At 41.9% G+C, this 22,320-nt stretch carries 21 protein-coding genes; 11 read left to right on the top strand and 10 right to left on the bottom strand.

Annotation, left to right across the window (positions count from 1 at the left end):
- The first annotated feature begins 11 nt into the window (after positions 1-11).
- On the top strand, positions 12-1,085 hold the full coding sequence (gene trpD, locus ACEYW6_RS06430; RefSeq protein ID WP_412979065.1) for an anthranilate phosphoribosyltransferase: 1,074 nt from the start codon (positions 12-14) through the stop codon (positions 1,083-1,085).
- Here the strand turns inward: trpD and ACEYW6_RS06425 are convergent.
- A complete protein-coding gene (locus tag ACEYW6_RS06425) occupies positions 1,015-2,058 on the bottom strand; it encodes a TIGR02281 family clan AA aspartic protease (RefSeq protein ID WP_412979064.1) in 1,044 nt (347 codons plus the stop codon). The two genes, trpD and ACEYW6_RS06425, sit on opposite strands and share 71 nt — an antisense overlap.
- A 226-nt stretch (positions 2,059-2,284) precedes the next feature.
- On the opposite strand from ACEYW6_RS06425, the gene carA reads away from it, so the two are divergent.
- The 5 genes from carA to ACEYW6_RS06400 all read left to right on the top strand — a co-directional run bounded on the left by carA (position 2,285) and on the right by ACEYW6_RS06400 (position 6,571).
- Positions 2,285-3,451 carry a glutamine-hydrolyzing carbamoyl-phosphate synthase small subunit gene (gene carA, locus ACEYW6_RS06420; RefSeq protein WP_412979212.1) on the top strand — a complete coding sequence of 389 codons (1,167 nt, stop codon included), beginning with the start codon at positions 2,285-2,287 and terminating at the stop codon, positions 3,449-3,451.
- A gap of 145 nt (positions 3,452-3,596) precedes the next feature.
- Positions 3,597-3,962 carry an STAS domain-containing protein gene (locus tag ACEYW6_RS06415; RefSeq protein WP_190893946.1) on the top strand — a complete coding sequence of 122 codons (366 nt, stop codon included), beginning with the start codon at positions 3,597-3,599 and terminating at the stop codon, positions 3,960-3,962.
- A 586-nt stretch (positions 3,963-4,548) separates the two neighbouring features.
- Positions 4,549-5,028, top strand: coding sequence for a Mini-ribonuclease 3 (locus tag ACEYW6_RS06410; RefSeq protein ID WP_412979063.1), 480 nt, complete (start codon positions 4,549-4,551; stop codon positions 5,026-5,028).
- 92 nt (positions 5,029-5,120) lie between these two features.
- A complete protein-coding gene (gene rlmB, locus ACEYW6_RS06405) occupies positions 5,121-6,182 on the top strand; it encodes a 23S rRNA (guanosine(2251)-2'-O)-methyltransferase RlmB (RefSeq protein ID WP_190893914.1) in 1,062 nt (353 codons plus the stop codon).
- Between the two features lie 86 nt (positions 6,183-6,268).
- Positions 6,269-6,571 carry a DUF1816 domain-containing protein gene (locus tag ACEYW6_RS06400; RefSeq protein WP_190893915.1) on the top strand — a complete coding sequence of 101 codons (303 nt, stop codon included), beginning with the start codon at positions 6,269-6,271 and terminating at the stop codon, positions 6,569-6,571.
- A gap of 169 nt (positions 6,572-6,740) precedes the next feature.
- Here the strand turns inward: ACEYW6_RS06400 and ACEYW6_RS06395 are convergent, their stop codons facing one another.
- Together ACEYW6_RS06395 and truB are read right to left on the bottom strand one after the other, a co-directional pair.
- Positions 6,741-7,589 carry an alpha/beta fold hydrolase gene (locus ACEYW6_RS06395; protein WP_190893916.1) on the bottom strand — a complete coding sequence of 283 codons (849 nt, stop codon included), beginning with the start codon at positions 7,587-7,589 and terminating at the stop codon, positions 6,741-6,743.
- A 184-nt stretch (positions 7,590-7,773) separates the two neighbouring features.
- A complete protein-coding gene (truB, locus tag ACEYW6_RS06390) occupies positions 7,774-8,658 on the bottom strand; it encodes a tRNA pseudouridine(55) synthase TruB (RefSeq protein WP_412979062.1) in 885 nt (294 codons plus the stop codon).
- A gap of 449 nt (positions 8,659-9,107) precedes the next feature.
- On the opposite strand from truB, the gene ACEYW6_RS06385 reads away from it, so the two are divergent.
- The gene (locus ACEYW6_RS06385) at positions 9,108-9,617 is read left to right on the top strand and encodes a hypothetical protein (protein WP_412979061.1); all 510 of its coding nucleotides are present in this window, start codon (positions 9,108-9,110) and stop codon (positions 9,615-9,617) included.
- A 1-nt stretch (position 9,618) separates the two neighbouring features.
- Here the strand turns inward: ACEYW6_RS06385 and ACEYW6_RS06380 are convergent, their stop codons facing one another.
- From ACEYW6_RS06380 to ACEYW6_RS06370, 3 genes are all read right to left on the bottom strand, one after another.
- Positions 9,619-11,319 (bottom strand): ATP-binding protein, encoded by a 1,701-nt coding sequence (locus ACEYW6_RS06380; protein WP_412979060.1) that lies wholly within the window; start codon positions 11,317-11,319, stop codon positions 9,619-9,621.
- A gap of 272 nt (positions 11,320-11,591) precedes the next feature.
- Positions 11,592-12,047: a response regulator gene (locus tag ACEYW6_RS06375; protein WP_190893920.1), complete on the bottom strand. Its 456-nt coding sequence runs from the start codon at positions 12,045-12,047 to the stop codon at positions 11,592-11,594.
- Between the two features lie 52 nt (positions 12,048-12,099).
- Entirely contained in the window at positions 12,100-14,403 is a 2,304-nt protein-coding gene (locus ACEYW6_RS06370) for an ATP-binding protein (protein ID WP_412979059.1), read from the bottom strand.
- A gap of 509 nt (positions 14,404-14,912) precedes the next feature.
- Between ACEYW6_RS06370 and ACEYW6_RS06365 the strand changes: the two genes are divergently transcribed.
- Both ACEYW6_RS06365 and ACEYW6_RS06360 read left to right on the top strand, forming a co-directional pair.
- Positions 14,913-15,509, top strand: coding sequence for a response regulator (locus ACEYW6_RS06365; protein ID WP_412979058.1), 597 nt, complete (start codon positions 14,913-14,915; stop codon positions 15,507-15,509).
- A gap of 461 nt (positions 15,510-15,970) precedes the next feature.
- Entirely contained in the window at positions 15,971-16,225 is a 255-nt protein-coding gene (locus ACEYW6_RS06360; RefSeq protein WP_412979057.1) for a hypothetical protein, read from the top strand.
- A 236-nt stretch (positions 16,226-16,461) separates the two neighbouring features.
- On the opposite strand, the gene ACEYW6_RS06355 is transcribed toward ACEYW6_RS06360, so the two are convergent.
- The 3 genes from ACEYW6_RS06355 to ACEYW6_RS06345 form a co-directional block, all read right to left on the bottom strand.
- On the bottom strand, positions 16,462-18,168 hold the full coding sequence (locus ACEYW6_RS06355; RefSeq protein WP_412979056.1) for an alpha/beta hydrolase: 1,707 nt from the start codon (positions 18,166-18,168) through the stop codon (positions 16,462-16,464).
- 455 nt (positions 18,169-18,623) lie between these two features.
- Entirely contained in the window at positions 18,624-19,547 is a 924-nt protein-coding gene (locus tag ACEYW6_RS06350) for a DMT family transporter (protein WP_412979055.1), read from the bottom strand.
- 59 nt (positions 19,548-19,606) lie between these two features.
- Positions 19,607-19,906: a hypothetical protein gene (locus tag ACEYW6_RS06345; protein ID WP_412979054.1), complete on the bottom strand. Its 300-nt coding sequence runs from the start codon at positions 19,904-19,906 to the stop codon at positions 19,607-19,609.
- Positions 19,907-19,970: 64 nt separating this feature from the next.
- On the opposite strand from ACEYW6_RS06345, the gene ACEYW6_RS06340 reads away from it, so the two are divergent.
- On the top strand, positions 19,971-20,699 hold the full coding sequence (locus ACEYW6_RS06340; RefSeq protein ID WP_412979053.1) for a cytochrome b/b6 domain-containing protein: 729 nt from the start codon (positions 19,971-19,973) through the stop codon (positions 20,697-20,699).
- A gap of 187 nt (positions 20,700-20,886) precedes the next feature.
- On the top strand, positions 20,887-21,066 hold the full coding sequence (locus ACEYW6_RS06335) for a high light inducible protein (RefSeq protein WP_190893926.1): 180 nt from the start codon (positions 20,887-20,889) through the stop codon (positions 21,064-21,066).
- 102 nt (positions 21,067-21,168) lie between these two features.
- On the opposite strand, the gene ACEYW6_RS06330 is transcribed toward ACEYW6_RS06335, so the two are convergent.
- Positions 21,169-22,260, bottom strand: coding sequence for a hypothetical protein (locus ACEYW6_RS06330; protein ID WP_412979052.1), 1,092 nt, complete (start codon positions 22,258-22,260; stop codon positions 21,169-21,171).
- Between the last annotated feature and the right edge of the window lie 60 nt (positions 22,261-22,320).

Here is a 22,320-nt window from a genome sequence, read left to right as displayed (position 1 = left end):
AAACCTTAGCTATGACAACTTCCCCAATCCCTGCTCAAGAATCCTCTGCTAGCTGGTATATCCTGCTGCAACAATTAATAGATGGCCAATCCTTGTCTCGTACTCAAGCTGCTGAATTGATGCAAGGTTGGCTCAGTGAAGCGGTTCCCCCAGAGTTATCAGGGGCTATTTTAACAGCGCTGAACTTTAAAGGCATTTCTGCCGACGAGTTGACCGGCATGGCTGAAGTATTACAATCCCAATCAAAACTAGGGACTGGGCAAGAATCTACCCAATCCCCAATCCCCCTAATAGATACCTGTGGCACTGGTGGAGATGGGTCATCAACCTTTAATATTTCTACAGCTGTTGCTTTTGTTGCCGCAGCCTACGGTATACCCGTCGCCAAACACGGCAATCGTTCAGCCTCAAGTCTCACGGGAAGTGCAGATGTATTGGAAGCCTTGGGTGTAAACTTGAGTGCCTCTAGTGAAAAGGTGCAAGCAGCACTACAAGAAGTTGGGATCACTTTCTTGTTTGCCCCTGGTTGGCATCCAGCACTCAAGGCTGTTGCCCAATTGCGACGGACTCTCAGGGTGCGAACGGTGTTTAATTTGCTTGGGCCGTTAGTAAACCCCTTGCGTCCAACTGGGCAGGTAGTGGGCTTATTTACTCCCCAACTTTTGGCAACTGTTGCCCAAGCTTTACAGAATTTGGGCAAAGAAAAGGCGATTGTGCTACACGGACGAGAAAAACTTGATGAAGCTGGGTTAGGAGATTTAACTGATTTGGCGGTGTTATCAGACAAAGAAGTGCAGTTAACTAGCATTAATCCCCTGGATTTGGATTTAACGCCTGCTCCCATCGGTATGCTTCGGGGTGGGGATGTTCAAGAGAATGCGGTGATTCTGAAAGCGGTACTCCAAGGTAAGGGAACTCAGGCACAACAGGACGCAGTAGCGTTGAATGCGTCGTTGGCGCTACAAGTAGCGGGGGCGATCGCATTCCTCGATCACGCTCAAGGGATTAAAATCGCTAAGGATATCCTACAAAGTGGGGCAGCTTGGACGAAGTTGGAGCAGTTAGTTGAGTTTCTGGGGAATTGATTTGCGATCGCAATTGCGGGCGAAACTCTACTACATTACGTTTGATGGTGACATCGTAGTTGCCAAAAAAGTCATGTCCTAGAAGTCCAGTTTCTAGTTCCGCACCTGCGATCGCTACTGGTACTTTATTCACTATTACCCCACCAAGTGCCATCGAATTAACATAACCCACAGGAAATTCTACAGCTCTTGAACTAGCGGTATTTGCCTTAGCTTTTCCCACTGGCACTATTCCTAAGGTATTTGCCATCTCTTGGGTGATTACAGTGCCACTGGCTCCCGTATCCACAATCATCTCAAATTGTCGCTGGCCATTAAAGGTAACTTCGACAATTGGCGTTCCACCAAGTCGCCTCTTAATCGGGGCTGTAAACACTTCCTGATCATCTGGAATCACCACTGCTGATGAGGGCAAACCTTGCTCTGTTGGTAACGGTTTGATGTCTTGTGGAGGCAAGGTAGACTTTGGTCTGATTTCTGTTTGGGGAACGACCACTACTATCCTCTTCGGTTCGGCAACGCGCACAGGGCGAGGATTAGCTTGCTGTTGGGCGTATTTAATTTGGCGGCGATATTCGGTGATTTTGGTTTGAGCGATCGCAAATTCTGAGCTTTGTCGCCGGACTCTTTGCATCAGCGCGATCGCATCCTGGTACTGATTCGCCACCAAAGTCCAATCACTTGGGGATTGAGCAGATTGGCTGATAGTCCAAGCGCCAACAGCTCTATCTAGCCCCATCTCAAAAAGGCTTGGTTCACTTTCAGACGGCTCTAGCGGTTGTGCCTCTGGGGTAACTGCTGGTGTTGCTGGTTTGACGGCAGGCTGTACTGATGCCAGATCCCCAATTGGCACGGGTTGCTCATTGCCACCAGTCGCAGTGTTCCGTTTGTCTTCACTACAGGCAACACACAAAACCGCTAGAGCGCTTGATACAAAAATTAGGGTTGCACGGGATAAAAAAGACTGAAGCATAATTAATTTTAACTGCCCAAGCTTTGCCAAATCCACTCCCGCTACTTTAATTCCCTTTTAATTTTAATTAACTATCCTAAAAACTCCCAATTGCTCAACTCATGGGATAATTAACAATCGCAGTATTGGGGAATGAAGGATAAAAAGCAGGGGGGAGAATTGATTAATGCCCCATGCCCAATACTCCATGCCCAATGCCCCATGCCCAATCCATAATCTATCGCCTATGTCCCTGTCTGACGCAATACCTGCTTTACTTGTCCTGGCAGATGGAACCACTTATCGCGGTTGGTCTTTCGGTGCTACGGGAACCGCGATCGGAGAAGTGGTGTTCAATACTGGCATGACCGGCTACCAAGAAGTATTAACAGACCCAAGTTACTGCGGTCAAATTGTCATTTTTACCTATCCTGAATTAGGCAATACTGGTGTCAATCTTGAAGATGAGGAATCAGATGGGCCCCAGGTTAGAGGTGCGATCGCTCGGAATATTTGTCACCGACCGAGTAATTGGCGATCGACACAATCCTTACCAGACTACCTTAAACAAAACCAAGTACCAGGAATTTACGGCATCGATACCCGTGCCCTTACCCGCAAAATTCGGATGTTTGGAGCCATGAACGGTGGCATTTCCACAGCCATTCTCGATGAGGCAGAATTGCTAGAGCAGGTACAGGCGGCTCCCAACATGGCGGGATTGAATCTGGTTCGGGAAGTCACCACCGCAAAGGCTTATGAATGGACAGATCCCACAATTCCAGCTTGGGAATTCAACTCTGAAGCTGCGGAAAATCTTGGAGAACCCTTTACCGTTGTTGCCCTTGACTTTGGCGTAAAACGAAATATTTTGCGTCGCTTAACAAGTTATGGTTGTCGGGTGATTGTTGTACCTGCTGATACGCCACCAGAGGAAATCCTCAACTACAATCCAGATGGTGTGTTTCTTTCTAATGGGCCTGGCGACCCGGCTGCTGTCACCGAAGGGATTGCAACTGCCAAAGCGCTTCTGTTAAGTGAAAAACCCATCTTTGGTATTTGTATGGGGCATCAAATTTTAGGTCATGCACTAGGGGCAGAAACCTATAAACTCAAATTTGGTCACCGTGGTTTAAATCAGCCTGCCGGCTTACAACAACGGGTAGAAATTACCAGCCAAAACCATAGTTTTGCTATTGACCCAGATTCTTTACCTACGGCAGTTGTGGAAATCAGCCACCTGAACCTAAACGATCGCACCGTTGCTGGGGTACGTCACAAATCTCTACCTGTGTTCTCCGTACAGTATCACCCAGAAGCCAGTCCTGGCCCTCACGATGCTGATTACTTGTTTGAGCAATTTGTTCAAGCCATGCGAACAGCACGTCAAGCCGTGGTAGCTGAGGTGAGTTAAAAATAGGAAACAAGGAATAGGGAATATGGAAACAGGAAGGGGTTTTTCCAATGCCCAATCCCCAATACCCTATCCCAGCAGATTGTAGACAACTTGCTCAAAAACCATCTATACTTGAGCGTTCACTTTAACTCATGAGGAGGGAATTATTGCTGAGCCACTGAATCTAACCGTTAGCCTGAGGGGCACTCGTGAAGTCCGGGATAACTGTCAGCTATTCCGCCTCACAGGTTTGTTAGATGCCTTTTCTGAACCGACATTTCGCAAGGTGCTTGGCAGCAAGATTGACGAGGGCCCTAAGCACATTATTTTGGATCTCTCACAAATCGACTTTGTTGATAGCTCTGGCTTGGGTGCTCTGGTACAGCTAGCCAAGCAGGCTCAAACTGCTGAGGGCACTTTGCAAATTGTCACGAATGCCCGCGTAACTCAAACGGTCAAGCTTGTTCGCCTAGAGAAGTTTCTCTCCCTGCAAAAATCAGTTGAAGAAGCTCTAGAAAACGTCAAGTAGTCTTGATTGCTCGACCTGAGAGATCAATTTGGCTATCCAGATTCAACATCGGATAGCTTAATTTTTAAAACTTCTGGCAGAAAACCTCTCTCCTTGTGGGAGAGGCACAAAGCCAGTTGAGCTATTATGTTTAAAGTTAAGCAATAACTAAAGATATAGACACCCAGTTATTGGGTATGTAATTGTTGGGTTATTATCGGATAAACAATCAAGTCTGAAAAAGTTGTACGAAATACAAAGCTAGCAGATTTGTCTATATGTAAACTTGACTTGATACTGTCTTGATACTGTATAGTTAAAAATTGTCGCTTGCTAAGTAAGCATGAAAATGCGATCAAGTAACAGGGTGAGTTTGATGTCAGAATTTTACCCTATCTTAGCTACAGACCACAAGTAGGCGAAATTTGGTTTATGGGCGTTGACATCAGGGTGATCTAAAATGCCAAGTTTCAATCAAAAAGATAGAATTAGTAAGTGTTTCTGATAGTATTGATTATGCTAAGTATAGTATTATGGCTTACTTCAGAAAAATCAGTCTTTGCAAAGAATGCCTGCCAAATGTAGCCCGTCAAGGAATGATTTATTTGTGAAGTCACAGGAGGAAGAGCTATTAGATGGACAAGATGTAACTCCCAAACAGAGTTTATCTTGGACTCAAGCACTCTTGGCAACCGCAGCGCCATTCCAACAGATTTCCCTCTCACAAGTGGAAAAAATTTCTCCTACTGCTTTAGCATATTTGGGGGATGCAATTTATGAGTTGTATGTTAGGATGTTCTATCTGCTGCCATTGCAGCGGTCAGGAATTTACCATCGTCTGGTAGTGGAGCAGGTAAGAGCGGAAACACAAGCGCTACATTTGCGATCGCTGATTCCTTTTCTAAAGGACACCGAATTAGAAATTGTCCGACGGGGTAGAAACGCCGCTACAGGACGCCCTAAGCGACTTAATCCCGAAATTTATCAACAGGCAACTAGTCTAGAAACCTTAATTGGCTACTTATATCTCACCGATTACCAGCGTCTAAACGAACTGTTGCAAATGCTGCATGTAGAAAAAGAGTGAGAACTCAATTTCACAGTAGCCACAGCAGTAGATTAGGTTCAAGAAATTGAGGTAATCGGGATTATCAACCATTCGCTATATCTATAACTCAAATGCAGAATAAACCAAGAAAAGTCAAAACTTCTAACGAACCCAATCGTGGGCAACCCGTAAAAATTCAGGGTAAGCGTATTATTACTAATCCCACTCGCAATCCTAGAAAAATAGATAGCAATCCCGTCTCTGTTGCTAATCCCACTCGCAATCCTAGGAAAATAGATAGCAACCCTACTCGCAATCCCAGGAAAATAGATAGCAACCCCATTTCTGGCAACTCCCGCCAACGAAATAGCAACTTCTCCCAGCCATCTGTATCTACACAACCGATAGAAGAAGATAACGATCTCATCTACGGTCGTCATCCAGTATTGAGTGCGTTGCAAAATCAGCGCAATCTCAACCGTCTTTGGATTACTACCCGTCTGCGCTACGATCCCAGCTTTCACCATTTTCTGCTGCAAGCGAAGGAAAATGGCACAGTTATTGATGAGGTTGAACCCAAGCGTTTAGACTATCTCACCAACGGGGCCAATCATCAAGGTGTGGCTGCACAAATTGCTCCCTACGCCTATATCGAATTGCCCGATCTAATTGAGCAAGCAAAAGCTGTAACTGATCCGGTAATTGTAGTGGCTGACGGAATTACTGATCCCCACAATTTGGGAGCAATTATTCGCACCGCCGAAGCAATAGGCGCTCAAGGATTGGTGATTCCTCAAAGAAGGGCATCTGGGATCACTTCCACTGTGATGAAAGTGGCAGCAGGCGCTTTAGAAAATTTTGCTGTAGCTAGAGTTGTCAACCTCAGCCGCGCCTTAGAAGAATTAAAAGAAGCTGGCTTTTGGATTTACGGCACTGCTGCAAGTGGAAGCGAACCTGTGCATACAGTAAATTTCACTGGGCCAATCGTTTTGGTAATCGGCTCAGAAGGTGAAGGTCTGAGTATGTTAACTCAACGCTCCTGTGATTTCTTAGTATCGATTCCTCTACAAGGTAAGACTCCCAGCCTCAATGCTTCTGTAGCAGCGGGTATGACACTTTATGAAATTTATCGCCAGCGATCGCTAAATACCCTTCACCTAGATAAATTACAAAAAATCTCTTTGAAAAAATAACAGTAACAGAGTATAAAGAAATGTAAAAGATAATAAAGCAACATATCGTTTAACACCCTGTAGACGTTTATAAATTGGCGAAAACCATGAAAACCATTTGGCATAACCTTAAGGAAGTGTTAATTAACACATTCGACTCCATCGGCTTGGCTTGGTGGGTAGAGATTGTGACGCAAAATCCCCGTTGCACGTACTATTTCGGGCCATTTCTAAGTTCTTCTGATGCAAGATTGTCAAGCATTGGATATATAGAAGATTTGGAGATCGAAGGAGCGCAGGGAATTTCTGTGAATGTCAAGCGCTGTAAACCTAATACCTTAACAATCGCCGAAGACTTGGGGGAAAGATTTGACCGCAAAGTACAGCCTGCCTTTGGCGGTCAAATTTAAGTTAAGTTAGGCCAGAGAATGAACAGGACGCTCTGATGCGGGGACGCAAAGACACGGAGATACAGAGAATTCTTTTACCGCGTTATTGCGTCTTTTTCACTCACCGCGTCACCACATCTTCACTCTCCATTTCTTGTTCGTCAATAGTCAAAATTTTTTAAATATTGGACTATTGACTACCAATTACCTGCGGATGTTCTTCCAGCCAATGGTCAATGTCATTTAGAACCTGCTGGGGGACTTCCCACGGAAAAAGATGGGCGGTGTTGGCATAGCACTGCCACTTAGAATTGTTGAGGTGTTGAGCAGTTTGTAAGCTGGAATCAGATGTAATGTGGCGGTCTTGGTCACCAGCAAGTACTAAACTAGGACATTGTATTTGTGGCAAATCTAGAAGTCGGTTGTATCCCGATTGAATTGCACTATAAAGGGCGCGAGTAGCAGCAGGAGAGGTCTGCAAATAAGCTGGTACTGCTTCAGTGGCAATGTAGTTATAAGTAGTTGATGTATGTTGTTGGATTAGGTAGCGGAAAAGCGATCGCTTGCCAAAAGTTTCAATATTCCATTGCCAACTCGGTTTTATATAGTTTATTAGAGCAGCAACGCCAGTATATAAATTATCCTGCCAAGTGATAGGAGGATGACTGCCACGGGGTTTTGCGGCTGTCGCCACCAAAATTAGCCCTGTAATGCGCTCTGGCAAACGTAATGCCAGTTCCATTGCCAGAATGCCCCCAAGTGACCATCCCAATACAAGGCACTTTTCAATCTCAAGGCGGTCTAACAGCGCTTCTAAATCAGTTAAATGGTCATTCATATCAAAATTGCCATTCCAGCGACTTTTGCCGTATCCACGTAAATCAGGGGCAAAAGTTTTATAACGTTTTGATAAATGATTGGTAAAGACAGAAAGACTACGACCAGTACCAGGATGACCGTGTAGGCCAAGAATGGGGAATCCTTGACCTTGGATGTAAACATTGAGACGTGCAGCAGGTGTAGTATAGCGATCGCTCATCTAGCAAGCCAAACTATGTGTTCAAATTAAAGCGGTGGGAAGCCCACTTCTTCTCTACGAGACGCTGTGCGAACAAGGGGTGTCCGGGATAGCCGCCCCACCGCCGTTGACTTTTAACCGTCAACCGTCATCAGTCTTTCGTATTATCCCATCCCCCTTTTAGGTGTGGAATGAGCTTAAAGTTTTAAGAAATCGGTTCATAAACCATTTGGGGAATCAACACTTCGTCTTGTAATTGCCCAATCCCTAAAAAGCGAGTCTCTTCATCATAAACTCGTACTATTTTAGAAACATCGAAAGTTAGAGAAATTCGCTGACCTTGACACCATTTTTGAGCAGATGCTGCTGGTAAAGTAACAGATGACAAATGTTGTAAAGCTGCATCTGGGCAAATCGGTTGAAATGTATCGGCTTGCAGTTTAGTTTCTAAATCGGTCAAAGTGAGACTATCTGTTAAATCGAAACCACTGCTTTGGGTGCGAATCAAAGCGGCAAGAGTGCCACCAGTTTCTAAGATTGCACCTAAGTCACGAGCGATCGCTCTAATATATGTACCAGAACCACAAGCGATCGCCACATCCAATTCGGGAAAATCTCCTTCTCTCCAGTCCAAAATATCTATCTGAAAAACTTCCACTGTTCGCACTGGAACTTCCACCATTTTACCTTGGCGTGCTAAGTCGTAGAGGCGTTTACCATCTACTTGAATTGCACTGTAACTAGGTGGTATTTGCTCAATCTTGCCTTCAAATTGTGGTAACGCAGTTTTCACCTGTGCCAAACTCAATCCAGCACAAGGTTGAGAAGTGATAATTTCACCTTGTAAATCATCAGTTGTAGTACGCACACCCAATCGAATAGTGGCTTTGTAAGCTTTGTTTCCTGGCAGATACTGCAATAATCTTGTGGCTTTACCAAGAGCGATTGGTAAAACCCCTGTAGCAGCTGGATCTAAGGTTCCCGCATGTCCTACACGCTTGAGGCGCAACAATTTTCGCACCCGCGCTACGCAGTCGTGGGAAGTCCAGTCAAATGGTTTGTTTAAGTTGAGAAAACCTTGAAATAACACAAAATCAATACTTACAGCTTCTAAACTCTATTAAATACTTATTTAATGCTCAAAGCATTAATATTTGGTAATCAAGGTTTAATTGGGCATCATTTTATACGCAGAAATTGATCTAAAGACATTCTCTAAACACTTTACCGAATAATACACAAAAAATGCAGATAACGCCGAGCATGTACAGTAAATATCAGGATGTCACTTATAAGTGACAGAACATAAAATTGTAAGAATTAAACAAATATTATAGAAAAATTAATAAAATTTTTCTTATATCTTTACGTTGACCAATTGTGCTTCTATGCGCTACTCAAGGAAACAAGGATTTTTCTGAACGTTTGATAGAGACACTACCTGTTTTACTTTAACCACCAGAATAATTGGTGGGTTGACAATTGGTCTAATACTTTTACCAAAACAATCATCAATAGGGTTTTATGAACATAAATCAAATGAAAAAAACAATCTTCACTACTACATTAATTCTTTGTTCTATGTTGATTGTGAGTTGTGGTGACTCTGGCAAGAGTGCTTCTCAACAAAATAAAGTTAATCAAGCAAATACTGCAACAACTACCCCAATTAATTCTGAATCTCCCTCTGCAAATAAAGCAAAGCTAGATGATATTGAAGTTAGCAAAAACACTAATAGTTCAACATTAAATGAAAATACATCGATTAAAAATAAAAAAGTTAATGAAGTTCCTAAAGATAAGCCGATATTGGGTACTATCAAAGATATGCAGAATGGAGACTTAAAATGCTACGTTACTGTTGTCGATGAAAAGGGTAAATTATATGATGTCGGTGCGACATTTGATATTTGCGAACCAGAGAAATACGTCAATAAAAAAGTACAGATGTCTTATGGGCTAGAAAACGTCAATGATTGCCAAAGTTCTGAGCCTTGCGGGAAAACAATCAAAGAATGGTTGATTACCAAACTAGAAATTCGAGAGTAGGTCAAGTTGATGATGGGGATAGTTGACCTATTGGACATATCTTCGGTAAGCTGACTGTAACTTTAGTTCCTTGTCCCACTTCACTAGACAAGGTGATATAGCCACCATGTAACTCTACGCAAGCTTTAGCGATCGCAAGCCCTAAGCCTGTACCGGGTATTGTGTCAACGTTACTTCCACGACTGAACGATTGAAACAAATTTTCTTGATCTGCCATTGGGATACCAATTCCCTCATCTTTGATAGAAAAGATTACTTGTGATTCTTTACCGATGAGGTGGAATTCTACAGTACCTCCATCTGGAGAGTACTTAATTGCATTGGATATTAAGTTAATAAAAATTTGCTGCAAAAGCCCGCGATCGCCCCAAAAGCCTTGATTATTGCCACTAATTTGAAAAATCAATTTGTGGCGATCGCCTGCTGTTTCTCGCTCTTGTTCTATCAGTTCAGAAAAAAATTGCAGTAAATCGAGTAGGATTGGCTTAAATTTGGGTTTTTCCAGTTCAAATTGGTTAACCAGAAGCATGTTATCCACGAGTTTGGACATATATCTTGCTTTCTGTTCAATTATTCCTAAAAACCTTTGTTGTTTAGATTCATCCAGTTGCTGGCTATGTTTTACCAAAGTTGATGCAGCAGCAAGAATTGAAGTTAGCGGCGTTCGATACTCATGGGAAACCGTTGCAATGATTTGAGATTTAAATGTATTGAGTTGCTTTTCTTTAGCAAGTGCTGCTTGAGTTTGGGCTAGCAATTCAGCTTGTTGGATGGCGATCGCTAGTTGCACCGAAACTTCATTGAGCATTTGGGCATCATCAGTTTGCCACTGTCGTTCCCCGGAATTATGGTGAGCAATCAACAAACCCCAAAGCTTGGAGGTTGGGTTCCCATTGTTGCTCAGATTAATGGGAACTACTAGATTTGCCTTAGTATTAAATTGCTCTTTCAGGCTGACACAATTACACAAGCCAAGCTCATAGATATAAGGGATTGGCGATTGGGCATGGGTTCTACCCCTTGTTCCCTCTTCCCCCTGTTCCCTGTTCCCTTTCCCCTGTCGCCAGTCCCCCACCCCGACGCGATCGCACAATGCTACAGTGCGGTATGACTCAACTGAGGAGGCAACTATTTTACCGTCAGTATCTGGGGCGAACTGGTACACTATCACGCGATCGCACTTCAGAAGTTGCTGTACCTCAACTACAGCTGTATTCAAAATTTGCTCTAGGTTAAGAGACTGGCGAATTCGGAGAGCAGTCGTGGCAATTAGGCGTTGGCGCTCTTGAGTTTTGCTGAGTTGGGCTTGCAAGCACGATTGCTTGATGGCGTTGCGGACTGTTAGTTGCAGCACATCCTGTGTCAGGTGTTGCTTAACCAAATAATCCAAAGCACCCCGTTTCATTGCTTGCACAGCTATCTCTTCATCGCCACGCCCTGTCAGCATAATCACAGGGACAGAATTCTTAAATATCTCCTGTTGCATCTGATCGAAGAGTTCTAACCCACTCATATCAGGTAGGCAAAAATCCAGCAGAATGACATCAAAGCGCATTTTTTGGCACAAAGCAAGTGCTTCTTCTGCACAGTCTGCCTCCAAAATCTGGTAGGACTGGTGCGGATCTTTCAACAGATATCGACGATAGATTTTTCGATCTGCTGCACAATCATCAATGATGAGTAGCGTCCATGTGTCCAACATATATAAGTATGAGGATTAGGGAGCGATGTCAGTCCCTTTTGTCAAGATTATGTTTTTATTTGCATAATTCTAAAAATAATATAAAATAAGTGTAAATAAAATCTAAATTCTTTAGCAATTCTAAAGGAATATAAACAAGAAAATGGGGAAAACTCATCTAAAAGAGACAAGCAGACACAGTGACTCAAAGAGGAAAATGTCTCTGTGCCCTCTGAGCCGTCTCTTTTGTTATCCTTTTTTCCCTACTGTCTCATCAACAGAGAATAAACAAATTAATCCAAGACTGGCGGCATATTGGCCTCAAGCCAATAGTCTACAAATGCTTGAATCGTCTTTTTTAGTTCCTGAGCATCCATCGGCTTTACCAGATATCCATTTGCGCCCTTTCGGTAGCACAATTCAATATCCTTGGGGTTAGATGATGTGGTAAAAACAACGATGGGGATTTCCTTGAAACTCTTGTCTTGCTTGAGCCGATCTAAAATGTCACGGCCATCAATACCTGGCAAATTCAGATCGAGCAAGATAACAGAGGGTCTTAGTGCTACTTGAGAGTTGCGTAAGGCTTCGCTTCCTTGTTGATAGAGGAAGTCTAAAACCTCATCCCCATTAGTACAACGATGTATGGGGTTCTGGACGGACATGCGCCGCATCAGACGTTGTAGCATCCGAAAATCTTCATTGCTGTCCTCAACAACGAGCAGAGGTTCATGAAGTTTTTTTGTCATTCGTGGTCTTAAAAGAACTTAACAAAAATACATATTTGGTTATTATATTAAACTATTCCAGCGTAAAATAAAAAATTGAGCCAACACCGACGGTAGATTCAACCCAAATTTGACCGTTATGAAGCTCAACAATCTTCTTAACAATAGCTAGTCCTGCACCTGCTCCTCCACCGTACTTTTCCTGGGAGTGGAGTCGCTTAAATAGTCGAAAGATGGTTTCTAGGTGATGCTGGGGAATTCCAATACCGTTATCTCGGATATAAAAAGTGACTGGGGATTGGGGATTGGGGATTGGATTAAGAAAAATCTTCCCTAGTCCCCAGTCCCTAGTCCCCAGTCCCTCATCTAAGTAGCCAATCTCAACCCATTGCTCTGCCTTATCGTTGTATTTGAACGCATTGCCTAGCAGATTGCTGAAGACTTCATTAACGAGAACTCGGTCACACTGAACTGTTGGTAAAGGCCGAGGAATACGAATATTCACAAGCCCAGAGTCTTGGCGACTAGCACGAAAGACTTCAATCACTTGGGTAACCAATTTGTTGAGGTCAGTTTCTTGCTCTCGCAGTTGTGCTTGTCCTAACTGTGAAAGTCGCAGCAGAGCATTAATGAGAGTTTCCATGCGTACAGACAAGGAAACTACTGTTTGCAAGCACTCAATTCCCTCATCATCTAATACTTGGGCATAGTCTTCTAGCAGCACCGTCGAGAAGTTATAAATTCCTCGCAAAGGCTCTTTGAGGTCATGGGAAGCGGCGTAGGCAAAGGATGCTAGCTCTTGGTTGCTGCGCTCTAACTCCAGGTTGATTTTAGCTAATTCATCTGCCTTAGATAGTACAATACCAACGATCGCATTATTCAGAGCGATCGCACTCTCAAGTTCACAAGTTTCCCAAGGTAGAGAAGTTAATCTTACCGTTTCTTGCCATTGCTCAAAGGATTTTCGTGGAGATAGGGTAAAGCTACCATCTGTCTGAGCTTGAATGGATTCGTTAGGATTACCTGCCCAGTTTACCGTTTGGATAACTTCAGGGCGGAACCAAAGAATATAATAACGCCGGACTTTAGAAATCCGCAGTAGCAGCAAGCCACTGGCAGAATCTTTAAAGATGAGCGCCTCTGGGTAAAGCTTCGGCAGAGAATCGGTGAAAAACAGGTTGTCACTAACTTGGGTATCCGCCCATTCAATTAATGCCCGAACTTCATGAATATTCGGTGTTGTTCCCACGAGGGTAATTTCATTATCCAGACAAACTGCTGCTCCTGAAGCACTGACAAGATCCAGCAAGCGGATTTCAGGTTTAATTAAAGCATCGATAAAATTATCTGCTTGGGAAATGGACTCAAGGAAATCAGACTGTAGCGATTTGAGCTTTACCTTATAGTCCCATTCCGAATAACTAATTTTATGGGCTAATTCAGAAGACACAATCTGTCCCAAAAATTCACACATCTTTCGGACTTCGTAAGAAATATACTTTGGTGTTAAATGATGGCAAGATATCAATCCCCAAAGCTTCTGCTCTTGAATGAGCGAAATCACCAAAAGAGCCTTTACTCCCATATTTTGATGATATTCAGCACAACACCAATCAAAACTTCGTAGCAGACAGTAGCTTAAATCAAGATGCTGATGTGTTGTCGGATTTTCCGTTGGAACTAGCTTGACAGGTTCGGCTGTCAAATCGGGGAGAAATCGCAGAAAGCAGCGTGTGTATAACTCCCTAGCCTGCGCTGGAATATCTGTAGCGGGATAATGCAGTCCTAAATAAGGTGATAAATCTTCCCGTTTGACTTCTGAAACAACAGAACCCGCTCCCGACTGGTCAAATTGATAGACCATTACCCGATCAAAACCGATGATTTTTTGGACTTCTTGTGCCACTACATGCAAAAATTCTATCAGGTTTGATGTTCTTTGCATTTTTGCGATCGCTTCACTCGCCAAAGCATGAAAGCCTAAGAAACTCACCTCAGATTTTGAATCTGTCGGCTCTAACTCCAGAATCACAGCCTCTTCTGTACGATGAGCAATCGCGTCAAAGTATCGTTCTCTATGCAAAGTATTTATTGATACTTTAAATGCATTAGTTCTGCCAATTTCTTTTACCGAGCACTGCTTTACAGTTTCTATTTGTTGATCTGCTAGCAAATAGCTCAACGGTTTACCGAGCAAATCTTCTGGCTCTTGGCCCAAATAAGCTTGGGTATTGTTGCTAACTTGCACTATCTCTAGCTGAGTACTGAGTGCCAGTAGAACGCCATGAGGTTGAATAGAGCCAGGTATATGAATAGGTTTGTGATCGTGGTTAGTCAGAGCGGTAGCTTGGGTAGTAGTATTTTCAGGCTGGCTCATAAATCAACTTATGTAAAGCTGATTTTTACAATAGCGCAATTAAATGTCACATTTCTTTAAAGTATATGTTGATAAGTACGAATGCGATCGCATATCAATTGCCTTGTGACGTTTTTTACAAAAATAAACCTCAGCATCAATATCCTCATGTCACTCTCTTGACTATGGAAAGCAACATAAGGATATTTGAGATCCACTGCTGTCTTTATTACATAGTTGAGGCTGGAAGTGAGATAGAAGAAGCAAACTTTCGTCTCTTGTAGCTTATGTGGCAGCGTACTACAAAAATCCTTAACTTAAATCCTAAGAATATCGCTTTGTGTAAAAATAAACACCAATCTCCAGAAAACCAGCCAATTTTATATATCTAACGATATAGGAGTAGCGATTAGAGAACTTGATTTAATCAAGTTAATAACATTGTAAAATGCTTACTAGGCAGCTAGTTGACAGCTAGCTACCTCTAGGACTTCCTCCCTAATTGATTAGCCAACTCAGGAGGCGAATATATGGTGTCAGACCATTTTGAGGATGCACATTCTCTTGAAGATAGAAGCCAGATAGCTTTTGAAGATTTGCATCCTCTGAAAGATATAAAAAATGTAGATATTTTCAAAGGAATGACAATTCTAATCGTAGATGATAATCAAGATATTCTTGTCTTGATTAGCCGTGTTCTTAAAAAGTATGGAATTGAGGTGATGACGGCATCATCAGCTTTGGAAGGATTTGAGTTAATTAAGCGATGTAAACTGGATCTTCTAATTAGCGATATTGATATGCCAGGTGAATCTGGGTATTCGTTAATACAGAAAGTCCGAGCACTTAAGTCAGCACAAATTAGAGAAATTCCAGCGATCGCTTTTAGTGGCAGTGCTGAAGATAAGGTTCACACAAAAGCTCTTGCCTCTGGGTTTCAAACTTATATGAAAAAGCCATCAAATCCTACACAGTTGATAATAGAAGTAGCAAAGCTACTTAGATGTTCCAGTAAAAAAAGTTTTTCGTTGTTTGGCGACTATTCCTGTTTAGAGAAAATGCCTACCTTTCAAAAGGCGATAAATGAAGATTATTTCCCTACTCGTAAGGTAACCTCAGCCCTTTAGGGGCTTTATAGTAGCTCTGCTCTCTCTATACTGAAATTACAGCACAAATAACTCGAAGCTCTAGCAAGTATTATCTGTCACGGCTAGACGAATGCTTTTATGTAAAAAATATAGTTTTGCCATACCTACTAAAAATGGTTTTAAATCTATCTTAAGAAAGCTTTCCGAGTTTATAAAAAGTAACTATAATCTTACTAAGCTGTCAATAGCAGCTTGTGTATGAAAGAAAAAGCAACCTCAGCAGCCTCTCTTGCTTCTAGTGTTGATACAAGCGATAGTCTCTACTCAATAGGTTGGGGATGTAGAAAGGCTACTTCAATGGGAAACACAAGAGTGTTTCTCGAATCTCTCGCTACAGATCAGATTAGAAGCCTAAAGGGAAATTTGTTGTAACGACTGTCACACCAGTTTTTGAATTAGTTGACTATTATAAATAAAAATTATAGATAGGAGCGTAGCTAATGGTACAACCCAATCAGCCAGATAAAAACAGATATTTTTACCCGCGCAGTCGTTACTACGGTCAAATTCGGCCAGAGTGTCTAGTATTTAACGCCAATCTCCAAGAATTTGCTCAAAAAGTTAGCTTTATCTCGATTTTAGAAACATCAGGAAAGCTTGACCCTGAAGAAGCTTACAAGCAGATTAAAGGACTTTGGAAAGAGTTGAAGCACAGCAAAAAGGAACTGGGAATTGCTAATGAGCAAGACCGATGAACTTTTCTTTCTACCTTTGGTTTAAAAAGCGGGAATGCCTGACGGCGAATGCGTGATATTTTCATCTGCTGATTCAGCAGATGAAAATAGTTTTTCTAGGTCGAATAGCTTTTATCTTTGCATGAAGGTGCAAATAAACTGCACAGGCATAATTAATTAAGTCTGTACAAGTCAAATAAAAATCATCACATTCAGCAATGCAACACCAATATCCAGCATCCAAAATCCAAAGCTGACTATGGTGTTGGGAACTTTTTTGCAGGTTTAGCTCCTTTTACATCCAGCAATTGTGTTAATTCAGTTGTATTCAATGACTTGACGAGACTCAAACCAAGAGACTTACTAGAAATGCTTTGGGTGTAGGCGGCGTTAAGGTAGGGGGTGTATTGCAGTCTTCCTGCAACATAGGTTTGGAAGAAAGGTAAACTTAAGACATTCATGTAACTACGCGCTTGAGAAGCATCGCCAATCATATCGGCAGGTAATGCTACTTGTTGATTTGCGGGATTGCCATTACCAATGGTGGAAAAGTGGGTGCCACCTACAAGCATGACGAGATACTTTTGTGAATTTGCAAACCAGGAGAAAGGTAGAATTTGTTCGGATAAAGCTGGTGCAACTGTATCATCACTACTGCTGACAATCATCACTGGAGTTTTTATTTGACTTAAGCCAGCTTTGCCGAAAATAGAACTAGTAATGGGATTAACTGCGATCGCAGCTTTCACTCTCTCATCCCGTAGGTTATAATCCTTGCCAGACTTACTGATGCTCAATTCTAAAGCGCGACACTGAAGCAGTAAAGACATGTTCCAGGTATTTTGCAGTGCTGCTGGTTGACAGTCTTGTTTTAGCTGCTCAAAGTTGATTTTAGCGCCTGCTAGGGCTAAGGCTGTGTAGCCTCCCAAAGATTGACCAAATACTCCGACTTGTTGCAGATTTAACCGACCTTTAAATCGTGAATCAGATTGATTACCTTTTTCCAATTGATTCAGGATATATGTGACATCCAAGGGACGGTCTTTAAATTCACTGGGTTCTGCTATTTCATTGGCGCGTCCATTCAACAGAGAACGTAATTGTTTAGCATCACTACCAGGATGATTGGGAACGACGATGGCGAATCCGTAAGAAGCTAGGTGAGTAGCTAAATATTGAAAATTGCTGCTGTCTAAACCCAAGCCATGAGAAATTACAATTACGGGTGCAGCATTCTTGACATTTGGAATATAAACATCAGTTAATAAAAGCCGATTGCGCGTTGAGTCGAAAAACTTTAGGGTATATTTTTGCGACTTCAACTTTCCCGGAACTTGTAAATCTGGCAATTGCGAGAAATTTGGTTGTTTGATGGTAGCAGCTTCTATTTTAGACTCTTGGGAAACTGCTGCGATCGCCCGATGGGTTTGGTTAACAAGTTTCTCTAATTCCGTAGCTATATTCAAAGTCTCTGCAACATCAAGGCGAATGCTGCTTGTGGGATATTTACGCAACACATTCAAAAGTGTCAAGCCTCCCGATTCAGCAGAGGCTAAAATTAGCGCCGAACGTAAAGTACCAAATCCTGGTTCTGGCTGACTGGTTTTAATGACTTGCGCCAACCGATGCAGCAAAAACTCTCCTTGCGGTGTGTAGAGAAGTTGTGAAACTATTGCTGGATTAACTTTCACACGATTGAGTAAAATCCGCCGCAATTCTTGAAGCTGTTGTAGAGGCAGATATTGCTGATAAGCTGCCAAATCTTCGTTAATTACACCTGTTTTGGCATAGTTTTCTAAAGTGGTGACTGAAATGGAAAGCTCTAAAGCTGAATAAGATGCATAAATCCGCTCTGCTGCCAAGACAGAATTACTAATTCCAAATGTTGGCAGCAGTGTTGAAAGAACCAGCAATAAGAAATTATTTCTCAGGGTACTGGCCCAATTACCAAACAAACTATTCATCGCTCAACTGTTTCGGTGGTCTGGTTTTATCAGGTGTTGGCTTTGGTAGTTATTCGGGCACCCTGCTTGGTTTACTTAAAGTTTTTAGCCTCAATTTTTTCAAAACAGAATTTAGGAGTCAGTCGTTAGAATTCAGTATGAATTGTGTATGACTTGCGAATGTAGAAAGCTTTATCTGACTCCTGTTAGCGTTAGCGGGGCGTTTAGCCCATTCTGATTTATCAATTCTTCTTCAAGAATTTTTTTCTTGGCTATAAAGTCAAAAATCAGATACTACAGAGCCATACAGATGGGTAAACTATCCATCATATAAGAAACTAGCTCCCGTAGCTTGCCTTCACTATCAAATCATAACAAATAAAAAATTCTCTGCCTCAGTATTTATGTTGTAGCTTTGAATCTGTCACGAATTCACTAGATGAAAAACCCAGTAAAAATTCTGAAAATACTTCCTGTTAATCAGCTTTTCCCAGTGCGATCGCTACTGATCCTGTGACTACTAAACCCGCTCCTAATATTGCTATAAAACTGAAGTGTTCTGATGGTATCAACGAAGGTGCAATAACTGATACAACTGCGACTGATATTAATGTCACAATGGGAGCTAAAGCTATTACCGCACTGACTCGTGATGCTTCCCAATGTTCTAATGATTCGGCAAAGGCACCGTAAGCGATTAAAGTATTAAAAGCACAAAAAACCAACATTCCTAAATGGAACCCATCAAGTATAAAAAGTGATTTTATTTTAGCTAGAGGAGTGAATAATAAAGCACAACCCCCATAAATAATCAGCATAATACTGGAGGAAGATAAAGACTGTAATAACTGCTTTTGTGCCAAAGCATAAATAGCCCATGCCATTGCTCCTAGCACAATCAAAACACTACCTAGTATGTATGTGCCATGCGCTGTAATTAAATTTGTTAGTTGTTCCCGAAAGAATAATAGATAACCACAAGTCATTACACTGACACCAATCCATTGATACAGACGATAACGTTCTTTAAAAATCACTAACCCTCCGAAACCTAATAAAAGGGTAGATAATTGAATGAGAACTTCAGCGTTAGCAGGTGATGTTAGTGCTAAACCTTGCATGAACAGAAAGTAATTAATCCCTAAAAAGAGTGTAGCGATCGCTAGTAATTTCCAAGAAGCAGAATGCAGTTGTTCTAACTTTGGTAACTTGCCGCGTATTCCTAAATACACAGCAAGGAGTAAAAATGATACCAAAAAGCGAAACCAAATGACGGTATAGACATCAAGCACTTGCAGAGTTACCGCCAGAGCAATAGGTAAAATTCCCCACAATAAGACCGTCAATAGTGATAACGCTAGCCCTAAGCGCCACCGACCAGAACTTTGATGTAGTGACATTTAAATATCCTACTCAAAGTAGGGCTGATGATAAATTGAAACATATCTAATTTGCATATCTAAATTTTATCAAGCTCTTGTTCATAAATCATCTTAAGAGACCATTGATAAATCCATTTTGAATAAGCAATTTCAGTTGTAGGTGACTTTATTAATCCATAACCCCTTTCTTTATTGATATCAAATACATCCAAACTAATCCTACTTAAATTATCATCCAAATAAGTTTTATAGGTCACTCTTTTGATAAATCCTGTAAAATGGAAAACTTCTACCATATCTTCAAACTTTTCTAAATATTTGTCTTTGCCATAGGTTAGTTCAGCATTGGCTATTAAAGCATAGAAATCACTAAGCAAGAGTTAATTTCCTGCTGACTGGTTACAATTTTCTGAAGTAAGCTAGCTACCAAGGTTCATTTCTATGCCCCGTTCTGCACCCTATCAACCTTTGTTATTGCGAATTCTTCACGGCTTAAGTGGAATTTTAGTTATCGCAGCAATCATTACCGGATTTCTAGTTTACAACACTTACGATCGCAGATTTGGCAGAATCCCATTTCCTCAAATTGGGGATATTCAGGGCATTCACGGCACTTTTGCATTATGTTTTTTACTTCTTCTGCCTGCTTTTGCCCTCTATAGCTTTCATGCTGGACAAAAGCGCCTTGTTCAATCTGATTCTTGGCGGCAACTAACCCAGGTTGGCAAGCCGATTTGGTGGGTTAGCTTGCAACGTTTGGCAAATACTCTCATGCTTATCGCCGCTGTTTTGGCTGTGAACTCTGGCAGGATGATGAAGGAAGAGTGGCTTCCAGCAGGGCAGCTAGATCATATTTGGTACTCACTCCACCTTTGTGCTTGGGTTGTGATGGTTTGCTGTGTGGCGATTCATGTTTTGATGTCTACCAAGGTGGGTGGTGCGCCGTTGTTACTCTCTATGTTTTCGCGGAAGTTTCGCCCAGAAGATAGCCCTGCTGAATGGTCTAGTCGTTTCCGTGCTTGGTTGACTAGTTTACAAACTAACTTGGGTGCGGGAATGAATAATTTTATGCAAAACAATTTTTACCTCAGAATTATTGAGGTGATTGTACTGGGTGGAATTCTCACAGCCTTTGTCTTACCTGTATTTTTTCCCGGTAGTGAGTCATAGGTAATTGGCTGTTGCTGCGTAGCTTGTGCCGCCGTAGGCATCGCAAACTTGTTAAGATTAAACTACGTGCCCGTAATATATACTGCTGAATTTTAACTTGATTTTATGTTGCATTCTCTTAGAAATCTGTTACATTACTTTACAGGCAGTTATAACTGTTACAACATAAAAGCTCGGAGTATTATTTATGGCAGACGTTAAGAAGACTACGCCTTCAGTTTCAGAAGATCCTAATGCTTTGCGCTGGGGCTTCACTCCTCAGAGCGAAAATTGGAACGGTCGTTTTGCAATGATTGGTTTTATATCTGCTGTTGCACTTGAAGTGTTTTCTGGTCAAGGGATTTTACACTTCTGGGGCATTTTATAAATTTAAACGTTTTTACCTTCATTAGATGATGAGGCAAGGCGGAGATTTGCAAAATCGTCTGCCTTGCCTCATCATCTCAAGAATTAAAAAACTCGCCAGCCACTAGCGTGATGAGCGAAATATTACACGACCTGGAGATTCTTCCTGATTAATTCGTGCATATACTCGAAGACAAGTTAAGACTTCGCCAGGAATACCACCACAGTCTAGTTGTAAGTCATCCTTAGATAAAGCACAGATATCTGCATAAAGTCCCGATAATTGGCGAATTCGCACTTCATTGCCTGCATTAATTGCCTCATCAGTGACTTTCTTCAGGATGCGTCGTGATTCGTGTTGTAGCTTGCCCCACCAAGAATAACGTTCAGCCGGCGGTACGAATACTAAGGAATGTATTGCTTCGTCAATGTCAATCCAGGTACGCAGAATTGACAGGGGATCAGTGTTTTTCTCAGCTTTTTGGGTGCGTTGGAAGCGATCGCTTAAAGCATCAATATATTGATCGCGCTGTTCTGGTTTGGAGCGTAAAGAAATGACATCGAAGCTAAAAACACTCTTTAAAGCATGATGTAAATCTGGGTCTATTTCGATAAAATTCATATATAAAAATAAGAATGCCGCTGGTAAATCGGATACACTATCTTGTGTATTTTGAGGACTTGACAGTGCTTGTCGATACAAGCTCAATCCCTGAGTTTGAACAGTACCACTAAGACCGGGGTAGATAATTTCATCGCGGATAAAGGGAAGTTGATAGAGGTTAGAATTATCTGCGATCGCACCAACTTCTTGAGCTAAATCCAAGGTGCGCGATCGCCAAGTTGCAGCTAAATCCTCTGGTACTCGCAGCAATTTGCGTTGAATTTCATTCCATAAATCTGAGTCCGTTGTGCTTTGCAGTTGGGAATTACCCAGATAATAATTAAGTTCTGAGTCAGAATTAAAAGCTTCCCGCAGGTGACTTAGTTTTAAATCATCTGGCGCATCTTCCCAACCAATATTTTGCTGTGGGGGTGCAGGTTGCAACAGGTTACGAAGTTCTTGCAGCACCTCATCGCATATTTTAGATCCTGGATCTAGTGGAAATTTTGTGCGAGCCTGATTTAAAGTAGCCTCTAGTCCATACAAACTAAACCGCAGTAATTGGGCTAACTCTGAGTTTTCTATCTCTAATAATTGACGCAAGTGCTGCATGAATCTCACCTCCAAATATTACCTGTATATGATTCGTAGCGAATTAAATTTGGCAAACCT

Origin of the sequence: Nostoc sp. UIC 10607, from assembly GCF_047228265.1 — a bacterium.
In the GTDB taxonomy this organism is placed as follows: Bacteria; Cyanobacteriota; Cyanobacteriia; order Cyanobacteriales; family Nostocaceae; genus Nostoc; species Nostoc foliaceum_A.
The sequence above is the reverse complement of the archived record's forward strand: the minus strand, read 5'-3'. Positions and strand labels throughout refer to the sequence as shown.

Excerpts from the sequence above, each read along its gene's own strand:
- trpD (WP_412979065.1), top strand. The coding sequence starts at position 12 with ATGACAACTTCCCCAATCCCTGCTCAAGAATCCTCTGCTAGCTGGTAT.
- ACEYW6_RS06425 (WP_412979064.1), bottom strand. The coding sequence starts at position 2,058 with ATGCTTCAGTCTTTTTTATCCCGTGCAACCCTAATTTTTGTATCAAGC.
- carA (WP_412979212.1), top strand. The coding sequence starts at position 2,285 with ATGTCCCTGTCTGACGCAATACCTGCTTTACTTGTCCTGGCAGATGGA.
- rlmB (WP_190893914.1), top strand. The coding sequence starts at position 5,121 with ATGCAGAATAAACCAAGAAAAGTCAAAACTTCTAACGAACCCAATCGT.
- ACEYW6_RS06400 (WP_190893915.1), top strand. The coding sequence starts at position 6,269 with ATGAAAACCATTTGGCATAACCTTAAGGAAGTGTTAATTAACACATTC.
- ACEYW6_RS06395 (WP_190893916.1), bottom strand. The coding sequence starts at position 7,589 with ATGAGCGATCGCTATACTACACCTGCTGCACGTCTCAATGTTTACATC.
- ACEYW6_RS06385 (WP_412979061.1), top strand. The coding sequence starts at position 9,108 with ATGAAAAAAACAATCTTCACTACTACATTAATTCTTTGTTCTATGTTG.
- ACEYW6_RS06380 (WP_412979060.1), bottom strand. The coding sequence starts at position 11,319 with ATGTTGGACACATGGACGCTACTCATCATTGATGATTGTGCAGCAGAT.
- ACEYW6_RS06375 (WP_190893920.1), bottom strand. The coding sequence starts at position 12,047 with ATGACAAAAAAACTTCATGAACCTCTGCTCGTTGTTGAGGACAGCAAT.
- ACEYW6_RS06370 (WP_412979059.1), bottom strand. The coding sequence starts at position 14,403 with ATGAGCCAGCCTGAAAATACTACTACCCAAGCTACCGCTCTGACTAAC.
- ACEYW6_RS06365 (WP_412979058.1), top strand. The coding sequence starts at position 14,913 with ATGGTGTCAGACCATTTTGAGGATGCACATTCTCTTGAAGATAGAAGC.
- ACEYW6_RS06360 (WP_412979057.1), top strand. The coding sequence starts at position 15,971 with ATGGTACAACCCAATCAGCCAGATAAAAACAGATATTTTTACCCGCGC.
- ACEYW6_RS06355 (WP_412979056.1), bottom strand. The coding sequence starts at position 18,168 with ATGAATAGTTTGTTTGGTAATTGGGCCAGTACCCTGAGAAATAATTTC.
- ACEYW6_RS06350 (WP_412979055.1), bottom strand. The coding sequence starts at position 19,547 with ATGTCACTACATCAAAGTTCTGGTCGGTGGCGCTTAGGGCTAGCGTTA.
- ACEYW6_RS06340 (WP_412979053.1), top strand. The coding sequence starts at position 19,971 with ATGCCCCGTTCTGCACCCTATCAACCTTTGTTATTGCGAATTCTTCAC.
- ACEYW6_RS06335 (WP_190893926.1), top strand. The coding sequence starts at position 20,887 with ATGGCAGACGTTAAGAAGACTACGCCTTCAGTTTCAGAAGATCCTAAT.
- ACEYW6_RS06330 (WP_412979052.1), bottom strand. The coding sequence starts at position 22,260 with ATGCAGCACTTGCGTCAATTATTAGAGATAGAAAACTCAGAGTTAGCC.